At 59.3% G+C, this 24203-nt stretch carries 26 protein-coding genes; 16 read left to right on the top strand and 10 right to left on the bottom strand.

All coding sequences use genetic code 11. The features are described 5' to 3' along the window. Positions 1 to 12 precede the first annotated feature (12 nt). From ACRQ1B_RS22340 to ACRQ1B_RS22350, 3 genes are read right to left on the bottom strand one after another with little or no spacing between them, the layout of a single operon-like run. The gene (locus ACRQ1B_RS22340; RefSeq protein WP_432296300.1) at positions 13 to 1458 is read right to left on the bottom strand and encodes an FAD-binding oxidoreductase; all 1446 of its coding nucleotides are present in this window, start codon (positions 1456 to 1458) and stop codon (positions 13 to 15) included. Between the two features lie 48 nt (positions 1459 to 1506). Beyond that, a complete protein-coding gene (locus ACRQ1B_RS22345; RefSeq protein ID WP_432296301.1) occupies positions 1507 to 2487 on the bottom strand; it encodes an L-threonylcarbamoyladenylate synthase in 981 nt (326 codons plus the stop codon). Between the two features lie 46 nt (positions 2488 to 2533). After that, the gene (locus ACRQ1B_RS22350; protein ID WP_432296553.1) at positions 2534 to 3082 is read right to left on the bottom strand and encodes a DUF6656 family protein; all 549 of its coding nucleotides are present in this window, start codon (positions 3080 to 3082) and stop codon (positions 2534 to 2536) included. 395 nt (positions 3083 to 3477) lie between these two features. Here ACRQ1B_RS22350 and ACRQ1B_RS22355 point away from each other — a divergent pair, with 395 nt between their 5' ends. The 6 genes from ACRQ1B_RS22355 (at position 3478) to ACRQ1B_RS22380 (ending at position 9098) form a co-directional block, all read left to right on the top strand. After that, entirely contained in the window at positions 3478 to 4722 is a 1245-nt protein-coding gene (locus tag ACRQ1B_RS22355; RefSeq protein ID WP_432296302.1) for an aromatic ring-hydroxylating oxygenase subunit alpha, read from the top strand. 38 nt (positions 4723 to 4760) lie between these two features. After that, on the top strand, positions 4761 to 5852 hold the full coding sequence (locus ACRQ1B_RS22360; RefSeq protein WP_432296303.1) for an FAD-binding oxidoreductase: 1092 nt from the start codon (positions 4761 to 4763) through the stop codon (positions 5850 to 5852). 510 nt (positions 5853 to 6362) lie between these two features. Further along, positions 6363 to 6872: a DarT ssDNA thymidine ADP-ribosyltransferase family protein gene (locus tag ACRQ1B_RS22365; protein ID WP_432296304.1), complete on the top strand. Its 510-nt coding sequence runs from the start codon at positions 6363 to 6365 to the stop codon at positions 6870 to 6872. A gap of 1 nt (position 6873) precedes the next feature. After that, entirely contained in the window at positions 6874 to 7587 is a 714-nt protein-coding gene (locus tag ACRQ1B_RS22370; protein ID WP_432296306.1) for a DarT1-associated NADAR antitoxin family protein, read from the top strand. Positions 7588 to 7889: 302 nt separating this feature from the next. After that, positions 7890 to 8375: a BA14K family protein gene (locus ACRQ1B_RS22375; RefSeq protein ID WP_432296308.1), complete on the top strand. Its 486-nt coding sequence runs from the start codon at positions 7890 to 7892 to the stop codon at positions 8373 to 8375. A 192-nt stretch (positions 8376 to 8567) separates the two neighbouring features. Continuing rightward, positions 8568 to 9098: a BA14K family protein gene (locus ACRQ1B_RS22380; protein WP_432296309.1), complete on the top strand. Its 531-nt coding sequence runs from the start codon at positions 8568 to 8570 to the stop codon at positions 9096 to 9098. Between the two features lie 57 nt (positions 9099 to 9155). On the opposite strand, the gene ACRQ1B_RS22385 is transcribed toward ACRQ1B_RS22380, so the two are convergent. Genes ACRQ1B_RS22385 through ACRQ1B_RS22400 form a run of 4 tightly spaced genes read right to left on the bottom strand, consistent with a single transcriptional unit; the run spans position 9156 to position 12259 of the window. Further along, positions 9156 to 10154, bottom strand: a complete 999-nt coding sequence (locus tag ACRQ1B_RS22385) for a transporter (RefSeq protein WP_432296310.1) — start codon at positions 10152 to 10154, stop codon at positions 9156 to 9158. A 34-nt stretch (positions 10155 to 10188) separates the two neighbouring features. After that, the gene (locus ACRQ1B_RS22390) at positions 10189 to 10737 is read right to left on the bottom strand and encodes a hypothetical protein (RefSeq protein ID WP_432296311.1); all 549 of its coding nucleotides are present in this window, start codon (positions 10735 to 10737) and stop codon (positions 10189 to 10191) included. A gap of 5 nt (positions 10738 to 10742) precedes the next feature. Then, positions 10743 to 11672 (bottom strand): DMT family transporter, encoded by a 930-nt coding sequence (locus ACRQ1B_RS22395; protein ID WP_432296312.1) that lies wholly within the window; start codon positions 11670 to 11672, stop codon positions 10743 to 10745. Then, positions 11669 to 12259 (bottom strand): TetR/AcrR family transcriptional regulator, encoded by a 591-nt coding sequence (locus ACRQ1B_RS22400; protein ID WP_432296314.1) that lies wholly within the window; start codon positions 12257 to 12259, stop codon positions 11669 to 11671. The genes ACRQ1B_RS22395 and ACRQ1B_RS22400 overlap by 4 nt, the downstream gene beginning before the upstream one ends. A gap of 109 nt (positions 12260 to 12368) precedes the next feature. On the opposite strand from ACRQ1B_RS22400, the gene ACRQ1B_RS22405 reads away from it, so the two are divergent. From ACRQ1B_RS22405 to ACRQ1B_RS22435, 7 genes are all read left to right on the top strand, one after another. Then, positions 12369 to 13022, top strand: coding sequence for a DUF2161 domain-containing phosphodiesterase (locus ACRQ1B_RS22405; protein ID WP_432296315.1), 654 nt, complete (start codon positions 12369 to 12371; stop codon positions 13020 to 13022). Positions 13023 to 13176: 154 nt separating this feature from the next. Continuing rightward, positions 13177 to 13746: a hypothetical protein gene (locus tag ACRQ1B_RS22410; protein ID WP_432296316.1), complete on the top strand. Its 570-nt coding sequence runs from the start codon at positions 13177 to 13179 to the stop codon at positions 13744 to 13746. Positions 13747 to 14291: 545 nt separating this feature from the next. Then, positions 14292 to 14708 (top strand): GlcG/HbpS family heme-binding protein, encoded by a 417-nt coding sequence (locus tag ACRQ1B_RS22415; RefSeq protein ID WP_432296317.1) that lies wholly within the window; start codon positions 14292 to 14294, stop codon positions 14706 to 14708. A gap of 45 nt (positions 14709 to 14753) precedes the next feature. Further along, on the top strand, positions 14754 to 15557 hold the full coding sequence (locus ACRQ1B_RS22420; protein ID WP_432296318.1) for an SDR family oxidoreductase: 804 nt from the start codon (positions 14754 to 14756) through the stop codon (positions 15555 to 15557). A gap of 71 nt (positions 15558 to 15628) precedes the next feature. Then, positions 15629 to 16153: a nuclear transport factor 2 family protein gene (locus tag ACRQ1B_RS22425; RefSeq protein ID WP_432296319.1), complete on the top strand. Its 525-nt coding sequence runs from the start codon at positions 15629 to 15631 to the stop codon at positions 16151 to 16153. 301 nt (positions 16154 to 16454) lie between these two features. Continuing rightward, a complete protein-coding gene (locus ACRQ1B_RS22430) occupies positions 16455 to 17933 on the top strand; it encodes an MDR family MFS transporter (protein ID WP_432296320.1) in 1479 nt (492 codons plus the stop codon). 70 nt (positions 17934 to 18003) lie between these two features. Next, positions 18004 to 18477, top strand: a complete 474-nt coding sequence (locus ACRQ1B_RS22435; RefSeq protein WP_432296321.1) for a tetratricopeptide repeat protein — start codon at positions 18004 to 18006, stop codon at positions 18475 to 18477. A 75-nt stretch (positions 18478 to 18552) separates the two neighbouring features. Here the strand turns inward: ACRQ1B_RS22435 and ACRQ1B_RS22440 are convergent, their stop codons facing one another. The 3 genes from ACRQ1B_RS22440 to ACRQ1B_RS22450 form a co-directional block, all read right to left on the bottom strand. Beyond that, entirely contained in the window at positions 18553 to 18792 is a 240-nt protein-coding gene (locus ACRQ1B_RS22440; protein ID WP_432296322.1) for a hypothetical protein, read from the bottom strand. A 238-nt stretch (positions 18793 to 19030) separates the two neighbouring features. Further along, entirely contained in the window at positions 19031 to 19219 is a 189-nt protein-coding gene (locus tag ACRQ1B_RS22445; protein ID WP_432296323.1) for a helix-turn-helix transcriptional regulator, read from the bottom strand. Further along, entirely contained in the window at positions 19216 to 19593 is a 378-nt protein-coding gene (locus ACRQ1B_RS22450; protein ID WP_432296324.1) for a hypothetical protein, read from the bottom strand. Before ACRQ1B_RS22450 ends, ACRQ1B_RS22445 begins: the two co-directional genes overlap by 4 nt. A gap of 542 nt (positions 19594 to 20135) precedes the next feature. Here ACRQ1B_RS22450 and ACRQ1B_RS22455 point away from each other — a divergent pair. From ACRQ1B_RS22455 to ACRQ1B_RS22465, 3 genes are all read left to right on the top strand, one after another. Continuing rightward, positions 20136 to 20855, top strand: coding sequence for a hypothetical protein (locus ACRQ1B_RS22455; RefSeq protein ID WP_432296325.1), 720 nt, complete (start codon positions 20136 to 20138; stop codon positions 20853 to 20855). A 153-nt stretch (positions 20856 to 21008) separates the two neighbouring features. Continuing rightward, positions 21009 to 22166, top strand: coding sequence for an acyltransferase family protein (locus ACRQ1B_RS22460; protein ID WP_432296327.1), 1158 nt, complete (start codon positions 21009 to 21011; stop codon positions 22164 to 22166). A 219-nt stretch (positions 22167 to 22385) separates the two neighbouring features. Then, positions 22386 to 24167 (top strand): acyl-CoA dehydrogenase, encoded by a 1782-nt coding sequence (locus tag ACRQ1B_RS22465; protein ID WP_432296328.1) that lies wholly within the window; start codon positions 22386 to 22388, stop codon positions 24165 to 24167. Positions 24168 to 24203 lie beyond the last annotated feature (36 nt).

Raw genomic sequence — 24203 nt, forward strand, 5'->3', positions numbered from 1 at the left:
TAGCTGCCAGCCTCAGCTCCTGATCACCTTGTCCGGGTTCATGATCCCGGCGGGATCGAAGGCGTGTTTGATGCGGCGCATCAGGTCCATTTCGATATCGGAGCGGATGGCGGCAAGCTCGTCGCGCTTCAGCTGGCCGATACCGTGTTCGGCCGAAATCGAGCCGCCGGCTTTGAGCACCAGACCATGCACGATCTCGTTGACCTCATGCCAGCGGGCAAGGAACTCCGCCTTGTCGGCGCCCACCGGCTGGGAGATGTTGTAATGGATGTTGCCGTCGCCCAGATGCCCGAAGGCGCAGACGCGGGCGCCCGGCACGGCGGCCAGAACCGCCTGTTCCGCCTCCGCCATGAAGGCCGGAATCTTTGAGATCGGCACGGAAATGTCGTGCTTGATCGAGCCGCCCTCCGGCTTTTGTGCGCCTGACATGCTTTCGCGCATGTGCCACAGCGCCTGACCCTGCGCCACCGAAGAGGCGATCACCGCATCCTGCACGAGGCCGGCTTCAAAACCCTGTTCCAGCAGTGCATGCACCATGGTGTCAGCGGTTTCGGCCGAATCCGACGTGGAAATGTCGATCAGTGCGTACCACGGGTGTGGCGTTTCGAGCGGATCGCGCACACCGTCGATATGTTTTGTCGTAAACTCCACGCCGATGCGCGGCATCAGTTCGAAACCGGTCAGCGCCGCACCGCACAGGCTCGATGCCTTCTCGAACAGTTTGAGCGCATCTTCCGTGGAGTTCAGGCCCGCAAAGGCAACCTGATGCCCGACCGGGCGTGGAAACAGCTTTAGAACCGCGCCGGTGATCACACCCAGCGTGCCTTCCGCGCCGATAAACAGGTCGCGCAAATCGTAACCGGTATTGTCCTTTTTCAGCCGCCGCAGACCATTCCAGATCTCGCCGGTCGGCAGCACCACTTCGAGACCCAGGCACAGCTGGCGCATGTTGCCATAGGCGAGAACGGCCACGCCGCCGGCATTGGTGGACAGGTTGCCACCGATGCGGCACGACCCTTCCGAGCCGAGCGACAGCGGAAACAGCCGGTTCACCTCTTCCGCGGCGCGCTGCACATCCGCAAGGATGACGCCGGCATCGCAGACCAGCACGTTCGCCACCGGATCGATGTCGCGGATGCGGTTCATGCGTTCCAGCGACAGGATGATATCCGCTTTTCCGGCGCGTGGTGTCTGTCCGCCGACGAGGCCGGTATTGCCGGTCTGCGGCACGATCGCCGTGCCGGTTTCGCTGGCGAGCTTCATGATCGCCGAAACTTCCTCGACCGTGGCCGGTTTCAGAAGCATCGGAGACGTGCCGACATACAGGCCGCGATCCTCCTTCAGCCGCAGCGCCAGATCGGCTGCATCGCGCAGCGCATTGTCTGCGCCGACGATTGCGGCAAAACGGTCGAGGAGGGCGGTGTCGATCACCGGCGCATCGGTCTGCGGAACATCCATCGGCGTTTCTCCCAGAGGCTTTTGTTCGGAGGTTTTTGTATTGTGTCTTTAATCGCGCGGTGCGGCGGCGCGCACCAGCCGGTCGTTGATCGCTTCACCAAGCCCGTGGCTCGGAATGGCGGTCACGGCAATACGGTCAGCGCCCGTCGCATCGGCCTGCTTGAGGTAATCGAACAGATTGGCGGCGGCTTCGGCAAGATCACCGCTCGGGCTCAAATCGAACACGGCCTTCGCCTGATCGATACCCTCGACCGAAACACCGCCCAACCGGATCAGCACTTCACCGGGCTCGACATGTCTCGCCTCCAGCCGAACGGCGGCTCCGGGCGCATAATGCGAAGCCAGCATGCCCGGCGCTTCGATGATCGCCGCCGGTCCTTCACGACGTTCGACGGAAAGGCCGGTAGCGGCCTCGATATCCTCGACCGAAAGCCCGCCCGGCCGCAAAAGCTTTATCGTGCCGTCCTCGACGCGCAGAATGGTGGATTCGACACCGACAGGTGCAGCGCCGCCATCGATGATCAGCGCAAGCTTCTCACCCAGATCGTCCGCCACATGACGCGCGCTTGTCGGGCTGATCTTGCCCGATGTGTTGGCGCTCGGCGCTGCCAGCGGCCGGTCGAGGGCGGCAATCAGATCGGACGTAAAACCCTTGGGCACACGGATGCCGACGGTATCGAGACCGGCGGTTGCCAGCGGATGGATCGTGCGCCCGTCTTCCTTCAAGGGGAGGATCAGGGTTAGCGGGCCCGGCCAGAATTTTTGCGCCAGCTTTTTGGAGATCGGATCGAATTCCGCATGCCGCTCCGCCATCGCAAGATCCGCCATATGGCAGATCAGCGGATTGAAACGCGGCCGGCCCTTGGTTTCGTAGATGCGGGTAATCGCCGCCGGATTGGTGGCGTCGGCGGCAAGGCCGTAGACGGTTTCTGTGGGAATGGCGACCGGTTGGCCATCCTTCAGGATGGTCACAGCAGCTTCGATTGCCGCCTGCTTCTGCCCAGTGCCGTCGATGATCTCAGCTGTCATGCACACGCTGTAGCGTGCGGCAGGGGGAGGGGCAATATTTTTCGCGTTACATCTTCTGAAGGATGGCCCGGAACGCATTGTCCGGTGCACCCAGCATCAACACGCTGCGGATTGCCTGTTGCGGATCACTGGTCTGGAACAGCACGCCATTGCCACGAATGTCGCGGTTGATGCGCATTTTTGCAGCTCCCGGTTCGCCCTCGATGGCGACGGCAAAATACATGCGCCGCCGCTCCGCGTTGATATGCTCGAAAAACTGCTCGGTCTCGCCGATCTCGGAAAAGAAGTTGCAGATATAGAAGGACCAGCTGACCGACCGTCGCGCCATATAGGTGCTGGCCGCCGTCACATGGCAGTAGCCCAGATGCGGCCGTTCCGGAAACGTGCGGTGGAACAGCACTTTCGGAAACTGGATGTCGTGGTGGAAAGCATTCAGCCGCTCATGCGTGGTTTCGCCGGCGGTTTCCAGCTTTTTGCCGGTGCGTTCCGCCACCTCCGCATAGGTGAGATAACGGCGCTCGACTGGCAACCAGTCGTCGCGATGGCGAGAGATGCGGCCGGTGCGCAAAAATTCCGAATGCGCGGCCGGTTTCATCCTGGGCGCAACGGGGCGCCAGGCATTGGCATCGTAATATCTCAGCTTCGGTTGTGCTTCCACGACGGTGCCACTCCGTTGGTCGCGGGCAGATTAGCAATTGTTTGTTAACGGGTTCTTTCCGGGATTTTGCGTGGCCGATAGCCTGTTTGCGCCATATCGGCACGGTTGTGCGCCGCGCATGCCGTCTTAGCGGTCTGATATCTAACAGCAAAACCACATATGTCGCTTTTGCATCAGCCTTGCGTTTTGTCGTCAATGCCGCAGGCGATGTCGCAATGTCGCTCAGCCCATGAAACCCGGCCGCGTTATAACGGTTACATGCTCACGGAGAAGAGCCGGCTTGGGGTGCGGATGGCGCACCCGGTCCAAACCCACGATTTGAGGAGTGGAACATGGATATTCGCAATGACGTTCTGCGACAGCTGAAAAATCATCGCCCAGGCTACAGCCTGGAACAGCCCTTCTACATCGACAAGGATTATTTCCAGCTCGATATGGAAACCATCTGGTACCGCGACTGGCTGTTTGTCGGCCATGATTGCGAAATTCCCAAGGCCGGCAATTATTTCACGTTGCAGATCGGCGATTATCCGGTCGTCATCGTGCGCGGCAAGGACAAGGCTATTCGCGCCTTCCACAATACCTGCCGCCATCGCGGACACCGCGTCTGCACGCAGGAACGCGGCGCATCGGCCAAACTCGTCTGTCCCTACCACCAGTGGACCTACGATCTCGACGGTTCGCTGGTGTTTGCCCGCCAGATGGACGAAAGTTTCGACAAGTCCAAATTCGGCATGAAGCACGTGCATTGCGAAACCGTTGCCGGTTACGTGTTCATCTGCCTTGCCAACGAAGCCCCCGATTTTTCTCCCGTTCGTGAAAAGATCGAGCCCTACATGGCGCCGCATCGCCTGTGGGAAGCCAAGGTCGCCCACCAGAACACCATTGTCGAGAAGGGCAACTGGAAGCTCGTCTGGGAAAACAACCGCGAGTGCTACCACTGCGCCGCCAACCACCCGGAACTCTGCCGCACCTACCCGGAAGCACCGTCCGCCACCGGTGTACAGGGTGCTGCCGATGATCCGATCATTTCCGAGCACTGGGCGCGTTGCGAAGCCGCCAACCTGCCGAGCAAGTTCGACATGCACCCGGACGGCCAGTTCCGTGTGGCCCGCATGCCGCTGATCGAGGATGCCGAAAGCTACACGATGGACGGCAAGCGTGCCGTGCGCCGTGCGCTGTCGGATGACGTGACGATCTCGCATATCGGCACCATGCTTCTGTTCCATTACCCGACGACATGGAACCACATGCTGGTCGATCACACGATCTCCTTCCGCGTGCTGCCGATCAGCGCCGAGGAAACCATGGTCACGACAAAATGGCTGGTCCACAAGGATGCAGTGGAAGGCGTCGATTACGATATCGAGCAGCTTACCCACGTCTGGAACATGACCAACGACCAGGACCGCCAGATCGTCGAGGAAAACGCGTTCGGCATCCGCTCGCCGGCCTATGAACCGGGCCCGTATTCGGAACTGCACGAAGGCGGCGTCATGCAGTTCGTCGAGTGGTACACAAAATTCATGGTGGACCGCCTGCAGGGCGATCAGGGAAAACTTTCGGCCGTTGCCTGACACCACAAACCATCAGTGCTTGACCCTTAATTCGTGAGATGAACATGGCGGCAGCTTATCCGCACCTCGACGAGATGCAGCCATGGAATGCACGGCTGCAGCTTCTGGAATGCATCTCCGTCACGCCGGAAACGGCCGACGTGATGACCTTCATCTTCAAGCCGGAAAAGCCGGGCTGGTTCCGCTATGTGCCGGGCCAGTTCGTGACGCTGGAATTGCCGGTGGGGCCGAACGGCGTGAAGGAACCGACGATGCGCACCTACACGCTGTCGTCCAGCCCTTCGCGCCCGTTCACCGTCGCTGTGACGGTGAAGGCGCAGAAGGACAGTATCGGCACACGCTGGATGTTCGATAACCTGAAGCCGGGAATGAAAATCCGCGCGCTCGGTCCGCTGGGCGATTTTTCCTACGTCAAACATCCGGGTCAAAAATACCTGTTCATCTCGGCCGGTTCCGGCATCACGCCGATGATGTCGATGACCAGAGACCTGAACGACCGCGCGCCATCCAGCGATGTCGTGTTCATCAATTGCTCGCGCACCCCCGCCGACATCATCTTTCGCCGCGAACTCGAAGACCTCGCGCGGCATATGCCAAAACTGACGCTCGGGCTGATCGTCGAAAACTCGCCGCGCCATGATGCCTGGGTCGGGTTGCAGGGCATTATCGACCGCGCCAAGATCACCATGTTCGCCTCGGATTTCATGGAGCGCACGGTGTTCTGCTGCGGCCCGGAACCGTTCATGACGGCGGTGCGCGGCCTGCTCGAAAGCCTCGGCTTCGACATGGCGAACTACCATCAGGAAAGCTTTGCGCCGGCACTGCCCTCGGTGGAGGAACTGCCCTCGACGGCCGCCGAAGGCGAGGTTCTGGCCAATGTCGCCTTCACCATGTCCGGCAAGGAAGTGCCCTGCCAGCCGGGCCAGACCGTGCTGATGACGGCGCGCGCCAATGGCGTGCGCATCGGCGCCGCCTGCGAATCCGGCCTCTGCGGCACGTGTCGGGTTCTGCTGGTGTCGGGTGAGGTGGATATGAACCACAATGGCGGCATTTTGGATGACGAGATCGAGGAAGGGTATATTCTGGCCTGCTGCTCGCGGCCTAAGGGGGATGTGGCGATCGAGGCTTGAGGGAGCAAGTTGCAGGACCTCAATGGTGGATGTGGCGGCTCTGGCTCAGATCTTGGTTGGCGAATGCCGCCGGTGGTTGTTGTCAGCTCGAAGTGGTCATTCCAGAGTAGAACTACAAAGAGCTGAGATGGGGTGGTTTACGGACATCCCGCTGTTAGAAGACCCTAGAGAAGCAGACGCTAGTCTCGGTTGTCGAATTCGGAGCTGAGGGCGTCCGGTTCGCTCTTGGTGGCCTTGGTGGAAAGCCGTACGTTATGCCGATTGCCGTCTCATTTGCCGAAACCAATGTTCATGTTTTCATGACAGGCAGAGAAAATCCGCTGGGCTATTACCATTAGGAAAATGGTTAGCGGGAAGAAACGCTTGAAATTGCACGCACCGATGCCAAAAAATGGGCGGAGTATTACGGTGTCGAGATTCATGAAATTGGCCCGGACTCTGGCAAGTCGGCCTTTGATTGCTACTATAGGTAGTGCATTGTTCCGCCTTGGGACATCCAAGGAGGGAGCTATGGCAATTGATATGCTGGCGAAGGTGCCGCTACTTTATCACTTCACTGACCGGAGGAATATTCCGCTCATCAAGGAAATGGGCGGACTCTATCCGCTTTCTCAGCTCGACCAGAAGCAAATCAAGGTACCTGCACCGGGCGGCAATCAGTGGAGCAGGGACGCGGACGCACCAAAAGGAATGGGAAACTACGTTCATCTCTGCTTTCGCAATGCCCATCCGATGGAATACATGGCCCGCCAAGACGGGCGGATCACCGACACCATATTTCTGCAAATCCATCCCTCGGTTATGCAGCTGGAAGGTGTTCTCTTCACCAATGACGTGGCAAACAAGGCCGGGGTCGAATCTGTCGCGATTGCCGACGCCGATGCTCTCATTGACTTCGAAATCCTATATACTAGGACGGAATGGAGAGACCCTGCGATAAAAGCGCGGCTCACTCAAGCGGAGAAGTATGAGGTGCTGGTGCCGCACATCATACCGTTACCCTATATAAGGAATATCTGACATGGCCGAGAGACCGATCTTTGTCCCGACGACTGAGGCGGATGGATATGTGAAGCGTGTCGATCTCGAGATACCTTGGGCGGGCGGCTTCGCGGAAGTTCAAAAAAAGAAAAATATTCGATCGCTTCACGACGCCGCGAAGAGGGAAGGGTACTTTCCTCTTCTTGAGGTTTCCAGCAAGTCAGACGAAATAGCCGGCCGCCATTTAAGCGCGTTTCACCTTCGCGTTTCGCTAGGTGAACGGGATATGCCGCTCGAAAACGCTTTTCAAGGGAGCAAGGTCTTCGAGCAAGGCGGCCCTTACAACGACCTTTTTGAAGTCGACCCAAGAGAAGCCAAAAGAGACCCCCGCCTACGCAGCTCCGGAGCATTGAAAGGGTTTGCATTCGATGGCTTCATGTTTCCGTTGAAGCCGACGACCGTGTTTTACGACTGGCTTTATCTCAACGCGATCTTCCCGCATCGGCAGTGGCTGAAGAACCGAGTGGATGGCGAGACGCGATACGACGGGTTTTCCGACATTGAATTCAATCCGAGCAAATCTATCAACTGCCAAGCCAAATCGTGCGCGTTGTTCGTCTCATTGATGCGTGAAAACAAGCTCGATACATATCTTGAGACGCCTTCTAAATTCATAGCCGCGATGGCTGGTTACATGTCGGATTCGTCGAGCCATCAGCCTTATGTGAAACAGCCGCGGCTACAGGTGGGCTGATCCTTCCCCGAGAGCTTTTCGCAAATAGTCTAATTTGCCGCCCTAGCTTCGTTAGATAAGTGGCGACCATCATGCTAGCAGTGGGTCGAAATAGATCGTTTATAACGTTTGCGCCGACGTCCGCACGTGGCGCAAACAAGCCACGAAGCAGCAGCTCCAACCGGCAGCACCACTACCAAATCCCCATCCTCACACACCCTTTACCATCCTTCATCTTTCGTGATGCCGCCTCGGGAACCCAAAGGCGGCATCATACGTTTCCAGTCCGATAATTCGAAAAGAATGATTTTGAGGAAACATCGATGATGAACGTTCGAAAACGCCTCGCGACAGTTGCCGTCGCCTTCACAGTGACATTGACCGGCCTTGTTCCGGCTCAGGCTTTCCAGATGCCGGCCCCGGTGGCTGCGCAGACAGCGCCGGTTCAGGCTACGGATGTGCAGTATCGCCCGTGGGAACGCCGCGCGGAGCGTCGTTGGGATCGCCGGGCCGAGCGCCGGTGGGACCGCCGCGAGCGTCGCTTTGAACGCAACGGTTATTACAACGGCCACCGCGGTTACCGTGAGCGCCGCTCCGGTTATCGTTACCATAACGGTTACTGGTTCCCGCTGGCAGCCTTCGCCACCGGCGCCATCATCGGCGGTGCCATCAACCAGGGCAGCCCGCGAGTGAGCTCGTCTTCGGCCCATGTGCGCTGGTGTGCGGATCGTTATCGCAGCTATCGCGCCTCGGATAACACCTATGTGCCGCGCGCCGGTGTCCGTGCCGTCTGCAACTCTCCCTATTGATTGAAAAATCGATAGGTCACGGCATGAGGCCGTGAACGATACATGGCCCGGCGGAGCATGAAGCTCTGCCGGGTTGTCTCGTTGAAACGGTGGTTTTGCGGATGTGGCATTCGTTAATCCGCCGTTCAGACGCACTTGCGCACATTCGCCGGCAACAAGAGTTTCGATCAATCAGTGAAGGGAGAGTTCCCCATGACCATGCTGATGAAGACTGTTTCCATTTGCGGTGTGGCGGCAGCCATGCTGGCCAGTTCGGTTGTGTCCAGTGCGGCGATGCCGATCCTGCCCGCGGCCCCGACCGTCAAGTCCGCGCCCACCAACGGTGCCGATGTCGTGCAGGTGCAATACTGGCGCGACCGCGGCGGTTATCGTGACGGCTGGTATGGCGGTCATCGCGGCTATCGAGACTATCGCCCGCGTCACCGTTACCATGACGGCTACTGGTATCCGCTCGCCGCCTTCGGTGCCGGCGCCATCATCGGCGGCGCGCTTGCCGCACCCACCTATGACGAGCCGCGTTATGTCGAGCCGGTTCCGCAATATTATGAACCTGCACCACGTTACGTGGCGCCACCGCCGCGTCGTTATGCGGCGCCTGCCGGCGATATCAACCCGCAACACCATGACTGGTGCCTGGCGCGTTATCGCTCCTACGATATCTATTCGAACACCTTCCAGCCCAATTACGGCCCGCGCAAGCAGTGCTATTCGCCGTATTTCTAAAAAGACAGGTGAAGCCTTATCAGCCCGTCCGGTTTAATCCGGGCGGGTTTTTTCGTTTCAGAGAATCCGCGCCCTTCTCAGCACCCACCAGGCAATCGCAATCGACAGCGCGATGAAGATGACCGCGAACATCGTGCCGGACGAGCCGCCTTCGAAAGGCAGCGCCGACGTGTTCATGCCGAAAAAGCCGGTGACGAGCGAAGGCGGCAGCAGGAAGGCGGTCATCAGCGACAGGATATAGAGGTGGCGGTTGGTTTCGGAGGATTGTTTGGAATCGATTTCTTCATGCAGCAGCCGCGCGCGGTCCTGCAGCGCATAGACATCGTGGTCCACCGCCTCCAGCCGGCTGGTCAGCCTGCCCGCGACATCGTCGAACCCGAGCGGCATGTCGTCTTCATCCGCTGCCGCCGCGCGCCGCATCAGGGCCAGCACGGTGCGCAAATGCCGGTGCAACCGCACCACTGTCCGCCGCACCGGCGCCAGCCTGCGGCGTTCGTCACGCGGGGCGTTGTCGTAAACGATATCCTCGATGTGGTTCAGTTCTTCCGTCAGTTCCAGCACCAGCGTGATCAGCGTGCGCTGGAATTCGGCCACGATGGTTTCAAAAACGTCGATCGGCCGGCGATAACGTCCGGCATTCTTTTCCACGGCCGCCCTGACGCGATCGATCGAACGCAGAGGCTGCAGCCGCGTGGTGATGATCAGCTTTTCGGTAACGGCAAAATGCAGCCAGCCGATATCGCGGGTTTCGCTGTCGAATTCGCGCTGAAAATCCACCAGCGTGCCATACACCATCTGCTCGTCGAGCGTGATCGAGGCATGCGTATCATGGGTGGTGAGGGCGGAGACGACTTCGGCCGGCAGGTCCTTGAAACCATCGAGAAAAGCGGGCACGCGCTGGTCGGCGAGGTTGAGGTGCAACCACAGAAACCCGCCATCGTCCACGGCCAGATCGGCGCGAACAGTCTCCGTCGGCAATCGCGTGCAGGGCGTCTTGTCGGGGTGAAAACGATAGGCCCAGACAAGGCCGGGAATGGCAGGGGTAAGCAGTGTCATGGGCAGGGTCCGGCTTCGAGAGGCGCACTGCTTGTTAGACGCTGTCTGTGACACCTGTTGCAACAGGTTTTTCTGAAAGACCCGCCCGCGGCTCAGTCGAGGTCCTTCGCAAGGTGAAAAACCAGAGAACAAGTCCGGAAACGACGCCGCTCAGGGTCGAAATGGCAATGAACGCCACCGCGAAACCTTGGTCTCTACCAGACAGGCCCAAAAACTTGCCTGTCACGAGAAAGGCGCCCACGAAGCCTACAAGCCCGGCGGATGCCGACATGTATTTGAGTGCATTCAGCCGCCGCCATTTCACGACCGCGATGACGCCGAGAGCCGGAAGAAGGGCGAACCCACCGACCAGAGTGGCGAATAAAGCCAGGTCTCTCAGGAGATTTCCCTGCAAGGTGACGATGAATATCGCTGCACTCAGCAGCGTTGCGAGAAGATAGCCGATCACGAAAAGCCCGATATGACCGCCAATCTTGAGAAGCATTCGGGGTAGATCGCGACGGTTTCTCATGACTTCGATGCCTGTCCGGTTCGATGCTGATCTGTGAAAGCCTGTCTCTGCGGCTTTTTTTAGGGCGGCCAAATCCTCTAGGCCGGTGCCCTTAGCCTCTGTCGCGAAAACTTCACCGGCGCCGTGATCACCACAAGGCAAAAGATGATCAGCGCCACGCCCAGCCAGCCGAGCGCCGGCAGCCTTTCGCCGATGATGATGACCGCCAGCAGCGCTGCCACGACGGGTTCCAGCAGCGTGATCGTTGTTGCCATGCTGGCCGGAATGCGGGCAAGGCCCATGCCGAAGGCGATATAGCCCAGAAACATCGGCACCAGCGCCATGTAAAGCCCCACGGCCGCATTGTTCCACGAGGCGAGAAATGGCCCGCCGGTCATCAGCAGCACCGGCATCAGCAGCAACCCGCCGACGCCGAATGTGGCGCCCATGGCAGCCCTTGAGCGGATGCCGCGCGACATCAACCCGCGTGCCGTGAACGAATAGAGCGCATAGGTGAGGCCGCCGAGAAGCCCGAGCGCGATGCCGATTATGGTGGCATTGCCGGTGGCGATGGTTTCGGCATGCGACCCTTCCGCGACGCAGAGGAGCACCATGCCGACCAGCCCGATCAACGCGCCGGCAAGCCAGCGTTTCGACAGTTTTGCGCCTTCGAAAATTTTTTCGATCAGGGCTGAGAGAAGCGGCGCCGAACCGATGGTGACGACCGTGCCGATGGTGACGCCGGCAAGCCGCATCGAGCCGTAAAAGGCCAGCGGATAGATCGCCACCGCCATGCCGCCCGCCACCAGCAGCAGCCAGTAACGTTTGAGATCCGTCATCGCGCGGCCGATCGAGCGCAATGCGATGGCGGCCTGCAACAGCCCGCCAATGCCCATGGCCGCAGCCCCGATCGCCGCCGCACTCACCTGCGGCGCAAAGGCGGCCGCCGTGCCGGTCGTGCCCCAGACAAGCGAGGCAAACAGCACACCGGCGACGCCGATGCGGAATTCTTTGTTGGTGGATGTCATAGCCTGTCCAGCATGTCGGAGGTTATCGCGCGGGCTTGAAGAACGAGGTCGCTGTTGCCCTCCAGCCCGGCGCGGGTGATCGCGCCTTCGAGAAGAAAGGCCAGTTGCCGGGCCAGCATTTTCGCCCGTTCCGTGTCGCCGTTCAGGCGTTCGGTCAGGTGCGTGGCGATCAGGCCCTCGACCTCTTCCTTGTGGCGGCGCACCGCATCGCGGCCGATATCGCCGACGGTCAGTTCGGCAGCGGCATTAAGCAGCCCGCAACCGCGAAAACCTCGCTCATAGGAAAATTCGGCATGATCCTGATAGGCATCGAACACCGCCAGCACCTTGTCTTTTGGCATGACAGCGGTGGCGAGGCGTTTTTCGTAAAAGGCCAGCAGTTCGGCATGGCGGATGGTCAGATACTGATGAACAAGATCCGCCTTGGAGCCAAAGTTGTTGTAGAGGCTTTTCTTGGCCACGCCGGCGCGGGCGATGATCGCATCGATACCTGTACCGGCGATGCCGTTTTCATAAAACAGCACGGCGGCGGCCTTCAGCAGTTTTTCTTTCGCCGTGTCCGGCGGATGTTGCGCAGTCTGGTCCATGGCAATCCCGACAGTAGGTAGACCGGTCTACCTACTCATCTCGCAAAAATCAACCGCCCGCCAGAATCATGTTATGCGGGGTCAAAATAGCAGACGACATCAGGCCCGCATGGAAACCGCGCTCTATCTCCCCGTCAAAACCTTTCTCGAAGCCGCCGGTTACACGGTGAAGGGCGAGATCGGCGGCTGCGATCTGGTGGGGCTTTCGGAAGGCGATCCGACAGTGGTCGTCATCTGCGAGCTGAAACTCACCTTCAATCTCGAACTCATCCTGCAGGCGGTGGATCGCGCCAGCGTGTCGGATGAGGTCTGGATTGCTGCCCGCGTTTCGGCGAAGGGCAGGGGGCGGGAAAGCGACAAACGTTACCGCGATCTCTGCCGCCGGCTCGGCATAGGCATGTTGGGCGTGTCGGATCAGGGCGAGGTCAGCGTGCTGGTCTCCTCGGTCTCCCCCATGCCGCGCACAAACCCGAAACGCCGCACGCGGCTGGTGAAGGAACACCGCAAACGCGTGGGCGACCCGGCGCTCGGCGGCTCGACGAAAGTGCCGATCATGACCGCCTATCGCCAGCAGGCGATCGCCATTGCCACGGCGCTTGTCGACGGCCCGCTGCGGCCACGTGACCTGAAGGAAACCGCGCCCAATGCCGGGGCAACGCTGCGCAACAATTACTACGGCTGGTTCGAGAAGGTGGAAAAAGGCGTTTATGCTCTGAGCGTTACCGGACGCACCGCAATTGAAGCCCTGCCGGTGAAGGACTGATAACCAAGCCGGCAGACGTCTCGTTGCAGCGCCTCTCCATCCATGCTTAAGCCCGAACCGCGATGAGGGTAGGGCATCGCGAAATTTTGGTTCGCATGCCGCGACCGGTCAAAAACCGGCCTTGCGGATGATTGCATTTCGAGTGGGGCATGAATTGAGCATTTCCAAAATCTTTCTGAAGGTCGCGATCGTCGTCGCCGGCCTGATGCTTCTGGCTGGTTGCCAGACGCGCGATCCACGTCTGGTCGAGGCACTGAACGGCGCCAATGTCACTTCTGTTCGCGTCGAGGCGACGCCGGACGTTTCCACCGGTCTTCCCATGCTGAACGGCATCACGCCGGAAGCGCAGGCGGCGATGATCGTCAAGGCTCTTGAAGTGGATGCCAGCAGCAAGCTGAAGGGCCTGCCGGGTGGGCCCAAGGCTGCACGTCTTGTCATCACGCTGCAGCAGGCGGATCTTGCGTCGGCGCCGGGCCGCGTGCTGGGCGGCACGGACAGCTACATCACCGGCACCGTGCGGCTGGAAAACGTTGCCGATGGGTCGGTCATTGCCCAGAACCCGCGCATAACTGGTTCCGACCATGGCGTGAAGGGCAGCGGCGATATCGGTTTCTTCGTGGCCATGGCCATCAATGCCGTCGCCACGAAGGATCAGAATGCGCTGGCCCAGAAACTGGCGGCATCCTTCACGCTCGAAACCCGCAAGTGGCTGACCGGGAAATGATCGACCGGATGAGCGTGCCCATCGCCGGGCGCGCTCATTCACTTAAGCCAGCCGCGTAAAACCCGGGTGGGACAAGCCGGGTGGACCAGAAACATGTCTGCCAAATTGATGCAAAGCCAACAAATGTGACCGTTCAGCCACCCGGCGCACTTGACGTTTGTCTTTTCCCGTTCCTAGATCGTTTTCACGCTGACGGCCTGCTGACCGCCGAATATCCCTCATTTTGGCGCTGCATCGCTTGCTCATCGGATCCCTGACAAGGTCTCAGAAGAGCTCCCACCGCGGGCTCATCCTTGCCGCCGTTCGGCATCCATGCTCAAACGCGCACCGCCATCTAATCGGCAAGTGCCGTGACGGCCCGCTGCACCTTCCACGCAGGCATTCTGAAGGCGGCACAGCGCGTTAAAATACGCCATGACTCCTGCCAGAATTACTGATTCTGGCTCATGAGTGTCGCGAAGACAATCCGGCTAATCGCGCCAATCAAAAAAGCACACATTGTCCCTGCGGCCGACGAACTGGCCATTTGAGCAGGAACAACAGCGATGACCATCCCCGTTTCAATCAACACCGAACAGGCGAACGGCATATTGACGGCCGCCTTGGCGAAGGCAGGTAAGATCGGCGTTGCCGTCAACATTGCGGTGCTGGATGCCGGCATTCATCTCAAGGCCTTTGCGCGGATGGATGGCGCCGTGCTCGGTTCGATCGACGTTGCCATCGGCAAGGCCCGCACGGCCGCGCTTTTCGGCATCGCCAGCCAATCCGTCTGGGATTACTGCAAGCCCGGTGCCGCAGCCCACAATCTCGAAGCCAGTAATGGCGGGCTGATGCCTTTCCCGGGCGGCTTCCCGCTTTTCGATGCAGCCGGCATGCTCATCGGCTCGGTGGGCGTCTCCGGCGGCGCCCCCTCTCAGGATCTCGAAATCGCCGAAGCCGCAGTCGCGGCCTTCGTCCGCTGAGCTTTTTCAAATCATCAACCGCATTCACCCGTGAAAGGAACCATCATGACCAAGACCATTCTCATCACCGGCGCAGGTTCGGGCTTCGGCGAAGGCGCCGCAATCGGCATGGCCAAGGCCGGCCACACCATCATTGCGACAGCCCAGATCAGCCCGCAGGTGGCGGCGCTGCGCAACAAGGTCGCCGAACTTGGCCTCGACAATATCCGTGTCGAGAAACTCGACCTGAACGATCCCTACGACATGGCATTCATCCAGACACTCGACATCGATGTCCTCTGGAACAATGCCGGCATCGGCGAGACGGGCCCGGTCAGCGAAATCCCGCTCGATCTGGTTCGCCGAAATTATGAAACCAACGTCTTCAAGCCGCTGGAGCTGACACAAGGCTTCATCCGGCGTTGGGTTTCGGAAGGCAAGAGAGCCAAGATCGTCTTCACCTCGTCCATGGGCGGACTGTTCACACCGGCCGGATGGGGAACCTATGTGTCGACGAAATACGCACTGGAATCGATCGCCGAGGCGATCGCGCAGGAAGTGGCACCCTTCGGCATCAAGGTTCAGACGATCAATCCGGGGGCCTATCTCACCGGTTACAACGAAACGATGGCGGATACCGCCTTCCGCTGGCTGGATGCAGGCAAGAACTTCACCAAGCCTGATGAGCTTCGCGCCACATTCGATGCCCTGCTTGCCTCGCCCATGGGGCATCTAGATCCGCAGGAAATGATCGAACGGATGATCGAGATCGTTCCCGCTGATACCGGCAGGTTCCGCAACGTTTGCCCGCAGGCGGTGGAAGACATGCTCAAGCAAGCACAGGCCGCCGCTTGGACCGCGGAAATCTGACCGGCTTCGGGCAAGCCCGGCAATCGTCGGGCCGCACCCGGTCGTACCCCCACCATCAAGGAGAAATGAAAATGTCGCGTATGATGTCAATCAGACTGCCCGTCTCGGCGATAGCAGGTGTCGCCATCGCCACGCTCGCTCTTTTCATGGCGGCCTTGCCGGCCGCTGCGGAAGCTTACAGCGAGCAGGAAACCCGCAACATCGCCACCGTGCAGGCAGGTTTCGATGCCTGGAAAGCCGGTACCGGCAGTCCCTACGATGATCTTGCTGAAAATGCGCAATGGACCATCACCGGCAATTCTGCTGCATCCCGGTTGTATTCCAGCCGAGAAGATTTCATCAGCAATGTCATCCGGCCCTTCAATGCGCGCATGTCCGTCGGTCTGGTTCCGACGATCAGCGATATCTATGCCGACAAGGATACGGTCGTAGTGCATTTCACTGCGGCGGGAACGGCAGCGGACAACAAGCCCTATGAAAATACCTATGCCTGGTTTTTACAGCTGGAGGGCGACAGGATCATCAGGGCCACAGCCTTTTTCGACAGCGTCGCATTCAACGATCTCTGGACACGCGTGACGCCCGCAACGCCGTAACGCCCGGGCATGATACTCACGAAACACACCCGGCGGTCGATCTTGCCGACCGCCGGGCATGGTCTGTTTCCGCTTGGATGAATTCGCAGCACCGGCGTGCGAAATATCCCATCCATTTCAGGCCCGATTGACGGTTGCCCCGGCAAATTGATGTAATGCCAACAAATATGACCGGCGAGCCGCCAACCGCACTTGACGTTTGTCTTTTCCCGTTCCTAGATCGTTTTCACGCTGACGGCCTGCTGACCGCCGAATATCCCTCATTTTGGCGCTGCATCGCTTGCGCACCGGATCCCTGAAAATGTCACAGAAGAGCTCCCATCGCGGGCTCATCGTTGCGGCCGTCATGGCCTCGATGGCGATGATTTCAATCGAAGCGACGATCGTTTCCACGGCCATGCCGCAGATCGCAGCCCAGCTCGGCCAGCTCAATCTCTACAGCTGGGTGTTTTCCTCCTTCCTGCTCACCCAGACCGCCACCACGGTCGTGTTCGGAAAACTGTCAGACATTTATGGTCGCAAGCCGGTTCTGCTGTTCGGCATCGCCGTGTTCCTGATCTCCTCCATCCTGTGCGGTCTTGCCTGGTCCATGCCGTCGATGATCGCTTTTCGCCTGTTGCAGGGTATCGGTGCCGGCGCCGTCCAGCCGGTGGCGATGACCATTGTCGGCGACCTGTTTCCCGGAAAACAGCGCGGCAAGGTGCAGGGTTATCTCGCCAGCGTCTGGGCGCTCTCGGCGGTCATCGGCCCGCTCGCCGGCAGCGTCATCATCCATAACCTGCCCTGGGCATGGGTGTTCTGGATCAATGTTCCGGTCGGCATCATCGCCGCCGCCGGTTTCATCTTCTTCCTGCATGAGGAAAAGCAGACGCATCGCGTCTCCGTCGATGTGCTTGGCGCCGTCCTGTTTGCCGTGTCGATCTCGGCGCTGATGCTGGCGCTGACCGAGATGGAAGGCGCGACACCGGCCTATACGCTCATTGCGATCACTGTTTTCCTCGTCAGCCTCGTCGCCTTCCTGTTTCAGGAAAAACGCGCGGCAGCACCGATGGTGGCGCCGGATCTGTGGCTGCAAAGGCCGATCGCCATTTCCAACCTTGCCGTCTTTTTCGCCGCCATGGCCATCATGGGCCTGACGACATTCCTGCCCATGTATGTGCAGACGGTGCTGGACCGTTCGCCGCTGGTCGCCGGTTTCGCGCTCACCGCGCTGCTGGTCGGCTGGCCCTGCGGCGCGACCTTCGCCTCGCGCATGTTTCCGCGCCTGGGCCTGCGCCCCATCATGTTGGCCGCCAGTCTGATCATTCCGCTCGGTGCTTTTTTCCTCGTGATGCTCCATCCGCAAAGTTCGCCGGTTCAGGCCGGTGCCGGTTCGCTGCTGATGGGTATCGGCATGGGGCTTCTCAACATCTGCGCACTGGTGATCACGCAGGAAAGCGTCGGCTGGTCGCAGCGCGGCAGCGCCACGGCCTCCAACGTGTTTTCGCGCAATCTCGGCAGCACGCTTGGTGCGTCCATTCTCGGCGCCGTGCTGGGTTATGGCCTGGCGCATACGAGCGGGGCGGGGGCGGTGACGCCGGAACAGCTGCGTGGCCTTCTCGATGGCACCGGTGCCGCCATGGCCACCGGCGATGCGGTGCGCATGTCGCTGCAATCGGCGCTGCATGGCACTTTTGTCTCGATGTTCGTCATCACGCTCATCATCATTCCGGTCTGCCTGTTCGTGCCGAAACAGATGACGCATGGGCAGGAAACGGCAGAGGCTGAAGCCGCGGAATGAGACAAACCTTGCTGTTGCGCTGAAAGCTTATAGGTTGCGTCCCGGAAAACACTAGAGCCGGGGGCAGCCGATGGCCGAAGAACTCGACGACGAACTTCACGCGCGGATCGTGGCGCTGAGCGAAGCCGGCGATGCGCTTGCGGAAAACGAGGATTACGAGGCTGCACTCGACAAATACTGGGACGCGTTCGACCTTTTGCCTGAACCGAAGACCGACTGGGGCGCCGGTACGTGGCTGTTGACGGCGATAGGCGACGCCAATTTCTTCCAGGGCGATTTTGCCGCTGGCCACGAAAACCTGACGACGGCAATGTATTATCCCGATGCCATCGGCAATCCCTTCATTCATCTCAGGCTCGGCCAGTGCCAATTCGAAATCGGCAATCTTGACCGCGCCGCCGACGAATTATTGCGCGCCTACATGGCCGAAGGCGCGGAAATCTTTGCCGATGACGATCCGAAATATCTGGCGTTTTTAGGCACACGAGCCAAGGGTATCGATGTGCCGGGGGCGAAGAAAAAGCCGTTCTGGAAGGTTTGGTGAGGGGGCTGACGGCCTTCTGATCTCACCGGAAAACCAGCATGCATCCGTTGCATGCGGTCTGCCCGCCCGCAGCCGCTACCAGCGCTGCGGTTGCTCGCCGGAAGGCGCGCCATACCGCCATTGCTCGTAATAACCGAGGGCGGTATCCTGCGCGCTGCGCAACAGGCTTGGGTCCTGCCAGATCATGAAGCCGCCGATCACAAGCCCGGCCACAAGGGCAATGCCGATCAGCTTGCGCACCACGAACATCACCAGCCAGATCACCACGAGCGCAACGACGCCCATGGCCAGCATGGAATAAAGGTCTTCGGACATGTAGGTTTCCAGCGTTTCCATGGCCGCTTATAGGGGCAGTGTTTTGGCCGAAGAAAGGCAGCGTCCCGTCAGCGCCGCTGCAGCCTGTTGAAAACACACCATGAAAGCCGGCGACGACCGTCTTTCATCTATTCACCCGGCCCGCCACCAGAAAAGCCTGATCCCAGACGATCGTGCCGCCGACGATTTTCGTCGGGGCGGAGGCAAGTGGCGTGGCTGATGCCCGATGCCTGCATCATCACGCCTCGAAAATCTCCTCGATCGTCTTTTCCATCACCCGCGCAATGGTGAAGGCGAGCGGCAGGCTGGGGTCATACCGCTCGTTCTCGATGGCGTTGACGGTCTGGCGCGAGACGCCGAGCCGGGTGGCAAGCTCGCCTTGCGACCATCCCTTTTCGAGCCGCAACTCCTTCACGCGGTTTTTCATCGAAACCGCCGGCCGCTGAGAAGGCCGCCGATGATCCAGAGCACCGCCATCAGCGGCCAGACGTAAAACATCGACAGTTTCGGATAACCGACATTTTCCAGAAAGCCGTAACTGAAGGTGATCAGCGCCGTGCCGGCAAAGGCCAGCGACAGGGCTTCCAGCTGGATGCGGCGCTGCAATTCGTCGGATGCCCTGAGTTGGCGCATCACCGCAACGGCCACGCCGAGCGCCGGCATCATGGGGATGAGCGAAACCACGGTCGCCCAGAAGCCGGACACGCTGCCACCGCCGACCAGCAAGGCGGATGCGACCAGTGCCACCATGTAGGCGGCCATGCTGGCGCCGAATTCCACGAAAAAGCGGGTCTTGTTCATCAGTGCCTCCTGTAAAGTATGCTTTACATATTCGGACATAGAGCAAGGTGTCAATCATGCTTTACATGTGCGGCCTCCAATGGTCGCGACGTCGCGCCTCACTTGTTGCGGTTTGATGGAGCGCCATTTCCCTCCGGAATTTCTGTCGTAAACGCTTTCCGCCACCGTCCACATTGACATCCGCTTCGACGTTGAAAGTGCGTTTGCCGATAGGACGGTGATCTCCCCCGAAAGGTTGGCCGGCACTCCAAAAAGCGTGGCAATAGGGTGGTTTGACAGGGCCGGAAATTTTGGAGGTCTGTCGCAAGACGCCGGATAGCTGCTCTCAGTCTCGTGATCGTCGAAATGAAATCCGAGCCGCTTGCGCAACCTATCCTTTACGAGTCGGTCTTTAGAAAACGCAAGTCCGATCGATTTTAAGAGGTCTAGGATCGTTGCACGTCAATCGAACGCATGTTCTGGCTGTCTCTCTTGTCGCTTGCCTAGCCTTTCTTCCGCCGTTTAACGGGTGGCCCGGTCAAGCTGTCAGGTTTGTAAGGGACGTGTTCGACGGCAGGCCTGAGCGCGAGGTGCTGTTTGTCGGCAACAGTCGTACATTCTATCATGCGATGCCCGACATGGTGCGTTCCATAGCGGATTCTGCAGGTTTTCCGGAGAAACTTCATATCCGCATGGAGGCCAAACCTGGTATCAGTTTGGCCCAGCATCTGGAAAACCCGCAGACACGAGCCTTGATAGCACGACATTGGGATAACGTCGTGCTGCAGGTGCTTAGCAGCGAGCAATATAGCCAGCAGACGGCCGGTCAGGCCTGGGAGGTCGCAGCGAACCTGATCAGGCAAATACAGGCCAGTGGGGCCAGACCCGCCATGTTCGTGACCTGGCGGTACACGGACAAATGCATCGCAAACAAGGGCATGCCGTCGACTGCGGATGGACTTTCGCCTGCGGGTTACGCCGCTATGCATCTCAACATTCAAAGACAGCATGCGCGCTTGGCAGCACTGACGGGGGTAGATCTGGTCAATGTAGGCCTGGTCTGGGAAGCTCTCCAAGAGCAGCCCGGAAATTTCACCCTTTACGATGACTGTAATCACCCATCCATCTATGGAAGCTATCTGTCGGCGCTCATGTTTTACAGCTATTTTTCCGGGCGCGACGTAAATGATGTCACTTTTCGCCCTGATGAAATCTCAGCGGAAGATGCCGCGATGCTTCGAACAGCTGTTTCGCGGTATCGCGAAAAATCGAAACCGAGTTAACAGCAGACGTATTACTGGCCCTCATTGAAAATTACACTCCAATTTCCTTCGGCTGTGACGGTAATTGCAGTCAATGGCCCGGACTCTACGGGTTGTTTTAACTGATCGTAAATGTGCTTATGGTTGTGTTCATCCCGAAGGGGTGTGGGGCTTATGACGAACAATAAACTCGGGCGACGGCACGATATTGATGCGTTGCGTGTTTTTAGTTTTGGCACTGTCATAATTTACCATGCGAGCCTGCTGTACGACAGCAAGGCTTGGGGGCACGATGCAGGCTGGGCCAACAAGCTGATGGATCTGATCGCCATAGGGTCACACCCTTGGCGGATGTGTCTGTTGTTCTTCATCTCAGGCCTGGTAACGGCAACGCTCTTAAACAAGAAAACTATCGAAGACATTCGCAAGTCGCGAACACGGCAGTTGCTTGTACCCTTTCTGGTCGGCATCTTCGTGGTCGTGCCGCCGCAAATCTATTTTACGGCTCCGGACGTCGATCCGGGGACCTCGTACTGGGAGTTCTGGAAAAACTATATGCTGTCGGGGCTACGGCTCGAGCATATGTGGTTTCTGGCCTATCTCTGGATTTACGTATTTATCTGGTCGTTCTTATGGCCAATAATCAGCCGATCTTGGCCGGAATTATCGTCCAGATTTGCGGCTGCGCTTAAGGGCGCAAACCTGTTCGTGTTGCCGGTGTTGTTTTTCGCGGTCCTCAGGATTTGGCTCTATCCGGTTTTCGGCGAAAGTCTTGTCATCACCACAGATGTCTACGCGCATATCATGTATTTTTCGATGTTTCTGGCAGGCGTGCTTCTCTGCAACGAACCGCGCTTCTGGCAGGAGATCGACCGGCAACGGTGGATCAGCCTCGGTCTCGTTGTGGTTTCTTTTCTCATCATCGCAATCGTCGTGACTATTCTGCCGCGCGAGCAACGGCCGGATGCGCTTGTCGTGGTGTTGCGTATTCTCCGCTCGATCTTGCAGTGGAGCGCCATAATCGCATTGCTGGCATTTGCCGGGAGAATGGTTCACGGCCCTAACAGGGTGATTACCTATCTCAATAATTCCATCCTGACCTATTACGTCCTGCACCAGACGATCATCGTTATCATCGCCTATCACCTGGCTAAAAATGGCATATTCAGTGTCGGTTTTTTTGTGCCGATCATCATCGTTACCGTGTTCATTTGCTTTGTTTCGGCTGAAGCCAAGAAGCTGATGTTCCGGCTTGCAAAGTTCTCTGTCGGAAAATTGGTCGCGGGGAGAAAAGCCTCACCAAAATCGCCCTCTCCGGAGGCTGTCGGTTAACGCATAGCCCACTCAAATTTGCTTTGATCTTGGGCAGTGCGACACCGGGCCGCCTTTGCCGAGGCAGGCGCGGGGCGCAGTGTTCCTCAACACGGGCACGAAACGCTTTCCGCCACCCTCCGCATTGACATCCGCTTTGACGTTTACGTAAAAAGCATATCGGGAGTGGATGCGCAGCGGCTTGTGTCGCGGGCGTGGCCAGAAGAGGAGATTTTTCGCATGTACAAGGCACCGGTCGAAGAGATCGCCTTCACGCTCAACCATGTCGCCGGCCTGGGCTCAGCCCTGGAGGAGGGCAGGTTGGGCGATCTCAGCGGCGATCTCGTTGATGCTATCCTCTCCGAAGCGGGCCGTTTTGCCGGCGAGGAAATCGCACCGCTGGGCGAAAGCGGAGACCGCGAAGGTGCACGTCTTGTCGATGGCAAAGTGATCACCCCGAACGGCTGGCCGGCGCTTTACAAGGCGTGGTGCGAGGGCGGCTGGAACGGGTTGACCGGGCCGGAAGATTTTGGCGGACAGGCGCTGCCGCATATGCTGAATGTCGCCGCCTTGGAAATGTGGAACGCAGCCTCCATGGCGTTCGCGCTCGCCCCGACGCTGACGATGGGCGCCATCGAGGCCGTGTCGAAACATGGCAGCGACGACCTCAAGCAGAAATTTCTGGAAAAGATGGTGTCCGGCGAATGGACCGGCACGATGAACCTCACCGAGCCGCATGCCGGCTCCGATCTCGGCGTGTTGAAAAGCCGGGCGGAGCGTGCGGGCGACGGCACGTACCGCATCTTCGGCCAGAAGATTTTCATCACCTGGGGCGAGCATGACGCGGCGGATAACATCATCCACCTCGTGCTCGCACGGCTGCCGGATGCGCCGGCCGGCACGCGCGGCATCTCGCTGTTTCTGGTGCCAAAAATTCTGGTGAACGCGGATGGTTCGCTGGGCAACCGCAATGACCTCTTCTGCCACGCGCTGGAACACAAGCTCGGCATTCACGGCTCGCCCACCTGCACGATGATTTTTGGTGATGGCCGTTTCGGCGATGAAAAAGGCGCCATCGGTTATCTGGTCGGCGAGGAGAACAAGGGGCTGGCCTGCATGTTCACGATGATGAACAATGCGCGTCTCGCTGTCGGCATTCAGGGCGTGGCGATTGCCGAGGCCGCCACACAGAAGGCGGTCGCCTTTGCCAAGGAGCGCACGCAGGGCAAGGCGCCGGGCTGGTCTGGCAGCGGCATGTCGCCGATCATCGAACATCCCGACATCGCCCGCACGCTTCTCATCATGAAGGCGCTGACGCAGGGCTCGCGCGCCATTTGTTACGCCTGCGCCCACGCCATCGATCTGTCGCATGCGACGGAGGGCGAGGAGGCGAAGGCTTGGGCCGAACGCGCAGCACTGCTGACGCCGATCGCAAAATCCTTTTCCACCGATGTTGGCGTCGATGTCGCCTCCATGGGCATTCAGGTGCATGGCGGCATGGGTTTTATCGAGGAAACCGGCGCTGCTCGCTATCTGCGCGATGCCCGTATCGCGCCGATTTATGAGGGCACCAACGGCATTCAGGCGATCGATCTGGTGACGCGCAAGCTGCCGTTGTCCGATGGTGGTGCCGTGCGCGGCTTCATCGGTGAGCTGAAGGCCGTGGCGGAAAAGCTGGGAGCGTCGAACGATGCGGCTTTTGGCACATCGGCTGAACGTCTTTCGGCAGCGATTGCCGATCTCGAAACGGCGACCGACTGGCTGCTGGGTGCACTGACGTCCGGGCGTCAGGCCGAGGCGCTGGCGGGGGCGACCCCCTATCAGCGGCTGTTCGGGCTTGCGTTGACGGGTGCTTATCTCGCGACCGGTGCGCTGACCGCAGCGGCAGACGGCGAGGGTGACAAGCGCGTGGCGCTGTGCCGGTTTGTGGCGGAAAATCTGCTGGCCGAAACGGCGGCCTTGAAGGATGCCGTGGTTGGCGGGGCGGCGAGCTTGGCAGCGGCAAGGGCGGTTCTGGGGTAGGGGCGTTCTTTCGAGTTTGCTTGTTGGCAGAGAGGT

It is taken from the genome of Endobacterium panacihumi (assembly GCF_050847465.1).
Classification (GTDB): Bacteria; Pseudomonadota; Alphaproteobacteria; order Rhizobiales; family Rhizobiaceae; genus Neorhizobium; species Neorhizobium panacihumi.

Coding starts and splice junctions, on each gene's coding strand:
- ACRQ1B_RS22420 (WP_432296318.1), top strand. CDS start 14,754: ATGACCAAGACCATTCTCATCACCGGCGCAGGTTCGGGCTTCGGCGAA.
- ACRQ1B_RS22425 (WP_432296319.1), top strand. CDS start 15,629: ATGTCGCGTATGATGTCAATCAGACTGCCCGTCTCGGCGATAGCAGGT.
- ACRQ1B_RS22405 (WP_432296315.1), top strand. CDS start 12,369: ATGGAAACCGCGCTCTATCTCCCCGTCAAAACCTTTCTCGAAGCCGCC.
- ACRQ1B_RS22370 (WP_432296306.1), top strand. CDS start 6,874: ATGGCCGAGAGACCGATCTTTGTCCCGACGACTGAGGCGGATGGATAT.
- ACRQ1B_RS22435 (WP_432296321.1), top strand. CDS start 18,004: ATGGCCGAAGAACTCGACGACGAACTTCACGCGCGGATCGTGGCGCTG.
- ACRQ1B_RS22415 (WP_432296317.1), top strand. CDS start 14,292: ATGACCATCCCCGTTTCAATCAACACCGAACAGGCGAACGGCATATTG.
- ACRQ1B_RS22460 (WP_432296327.1), top strand. CDS start 21,009: ATGACGAACAATAAACTCGGGCGACGGCACGATATTGATGCGTTGCGT.
- ACRQ1B_RS22360 (WP_432296303.1), top strand. CDS start 4,761: ATGAACATGGCGGCAGCTTATCCGCACCTCGACGAGATGCAGCCATGG.
- ACRQ1B_RS22380 (WP_432296309.1), top strand. CDS start 8,568: ATGACCATGCTGATGAAGACTGTTTCCATTTGCGGTGTGGCGGCAGCC.
- ACRQ1B_RS22400 (WP_432296314.1), bottom strand. CDS start 12,259: ATGGACCAGACTGCGCAACATCCGCCGGACACGGCGAAAGAAAAACTG.
- ACRQ1B_RS22375 (WP_432296308.1), top strand. CDS start 7,890: ATGATGAACGTTCGAAAACGCCTCGCGACAGTTGCCGTCGCCTTCACA.
- ACRQ1B_RS22450 (WP_432296324.1), bottom strand. CDS start 19,593: ATGAACAAGACCCGCTTTTTCGTGGAATTCGGCGCCAGCATGGCCGCC.
- ACRQ1B_RS22440 (WP_432296322.1), bottom strand. CDS start 18,792: ATGTCCGAAGACCTTTATTCCATGCTGGCCATGGGCGTCGTTGCGCTC.
- ACRQ1B_RS22340 (WP_432296300.1), bottom strand. CDS start 1,458: ATGGATGTTCCGCAGACCGATGCGCCGGTGATCGACACCGCCCTCCTC.
- ACRQ1B_RS22365 (WP_432296304.1), top strand. CDS start 6,363: ATGGCAATTGATATGCTGGCGAAGGTGCCGCTACTTTATCACTTCACT.
- ACRQ1B_RS22350 (WP_432296553.1), bottom strand. CDS start 3,082: ATGAAACCGGCCGCGCATTCGGAATTTTTGCGCACCGGCCGCATCTCT.
- ACRQ1B_RS22345 (WP_432296301.1), bottom strand. CDS start 2,487: ATGACAGCTGAGATCATCGACGGCACTGGGCAGAAGCAGGCGGCAATC.
- ACRQ1B_RS22445 (WP_432296323.1), bottom strand. CDS start 19,219: ATGAAAAACCGCGTGAAGGAGTTGCGGCTCGAAAAGGGATGGTCGCAA.
- ACRQ1B_RS22430 (WP_432296320.1), top strand. CDS start 16,455: ATGTCACAGAAGAGCTCCCATCGCGGGCTCATCGTTGCGGCCGTCATG.
- ACRQ1B_RS22355 (WP_432296302.1), top strand. CDS start 3,478: ATGGATATTCGCAATGACGTTCTGCGACAGCTGAAAAATCATCGCCCA.
- ACRQ1B_RS22465 (WP_432296328.1), top strand. CDS start 22,386: ATGTACAAGGCACCGGTCGAAGAGATCGCCTTCACGCTCAACCATGTC.
- ACRQ1B_RS22385 (WP_432296310.1), bottom strand. CDS start 10,154: ATGACACTGCTTACCCCTGCCATTCCCGGCCTTGTCTGGGCCTATCGT.
- ACRQ1B_RS22395 (WP_432296312.1), bottom strand. CDS start 11,672: ATGACATCCACCAACAAAGAATTCCGCATCGGCGTCGCCGGTGTGCTG.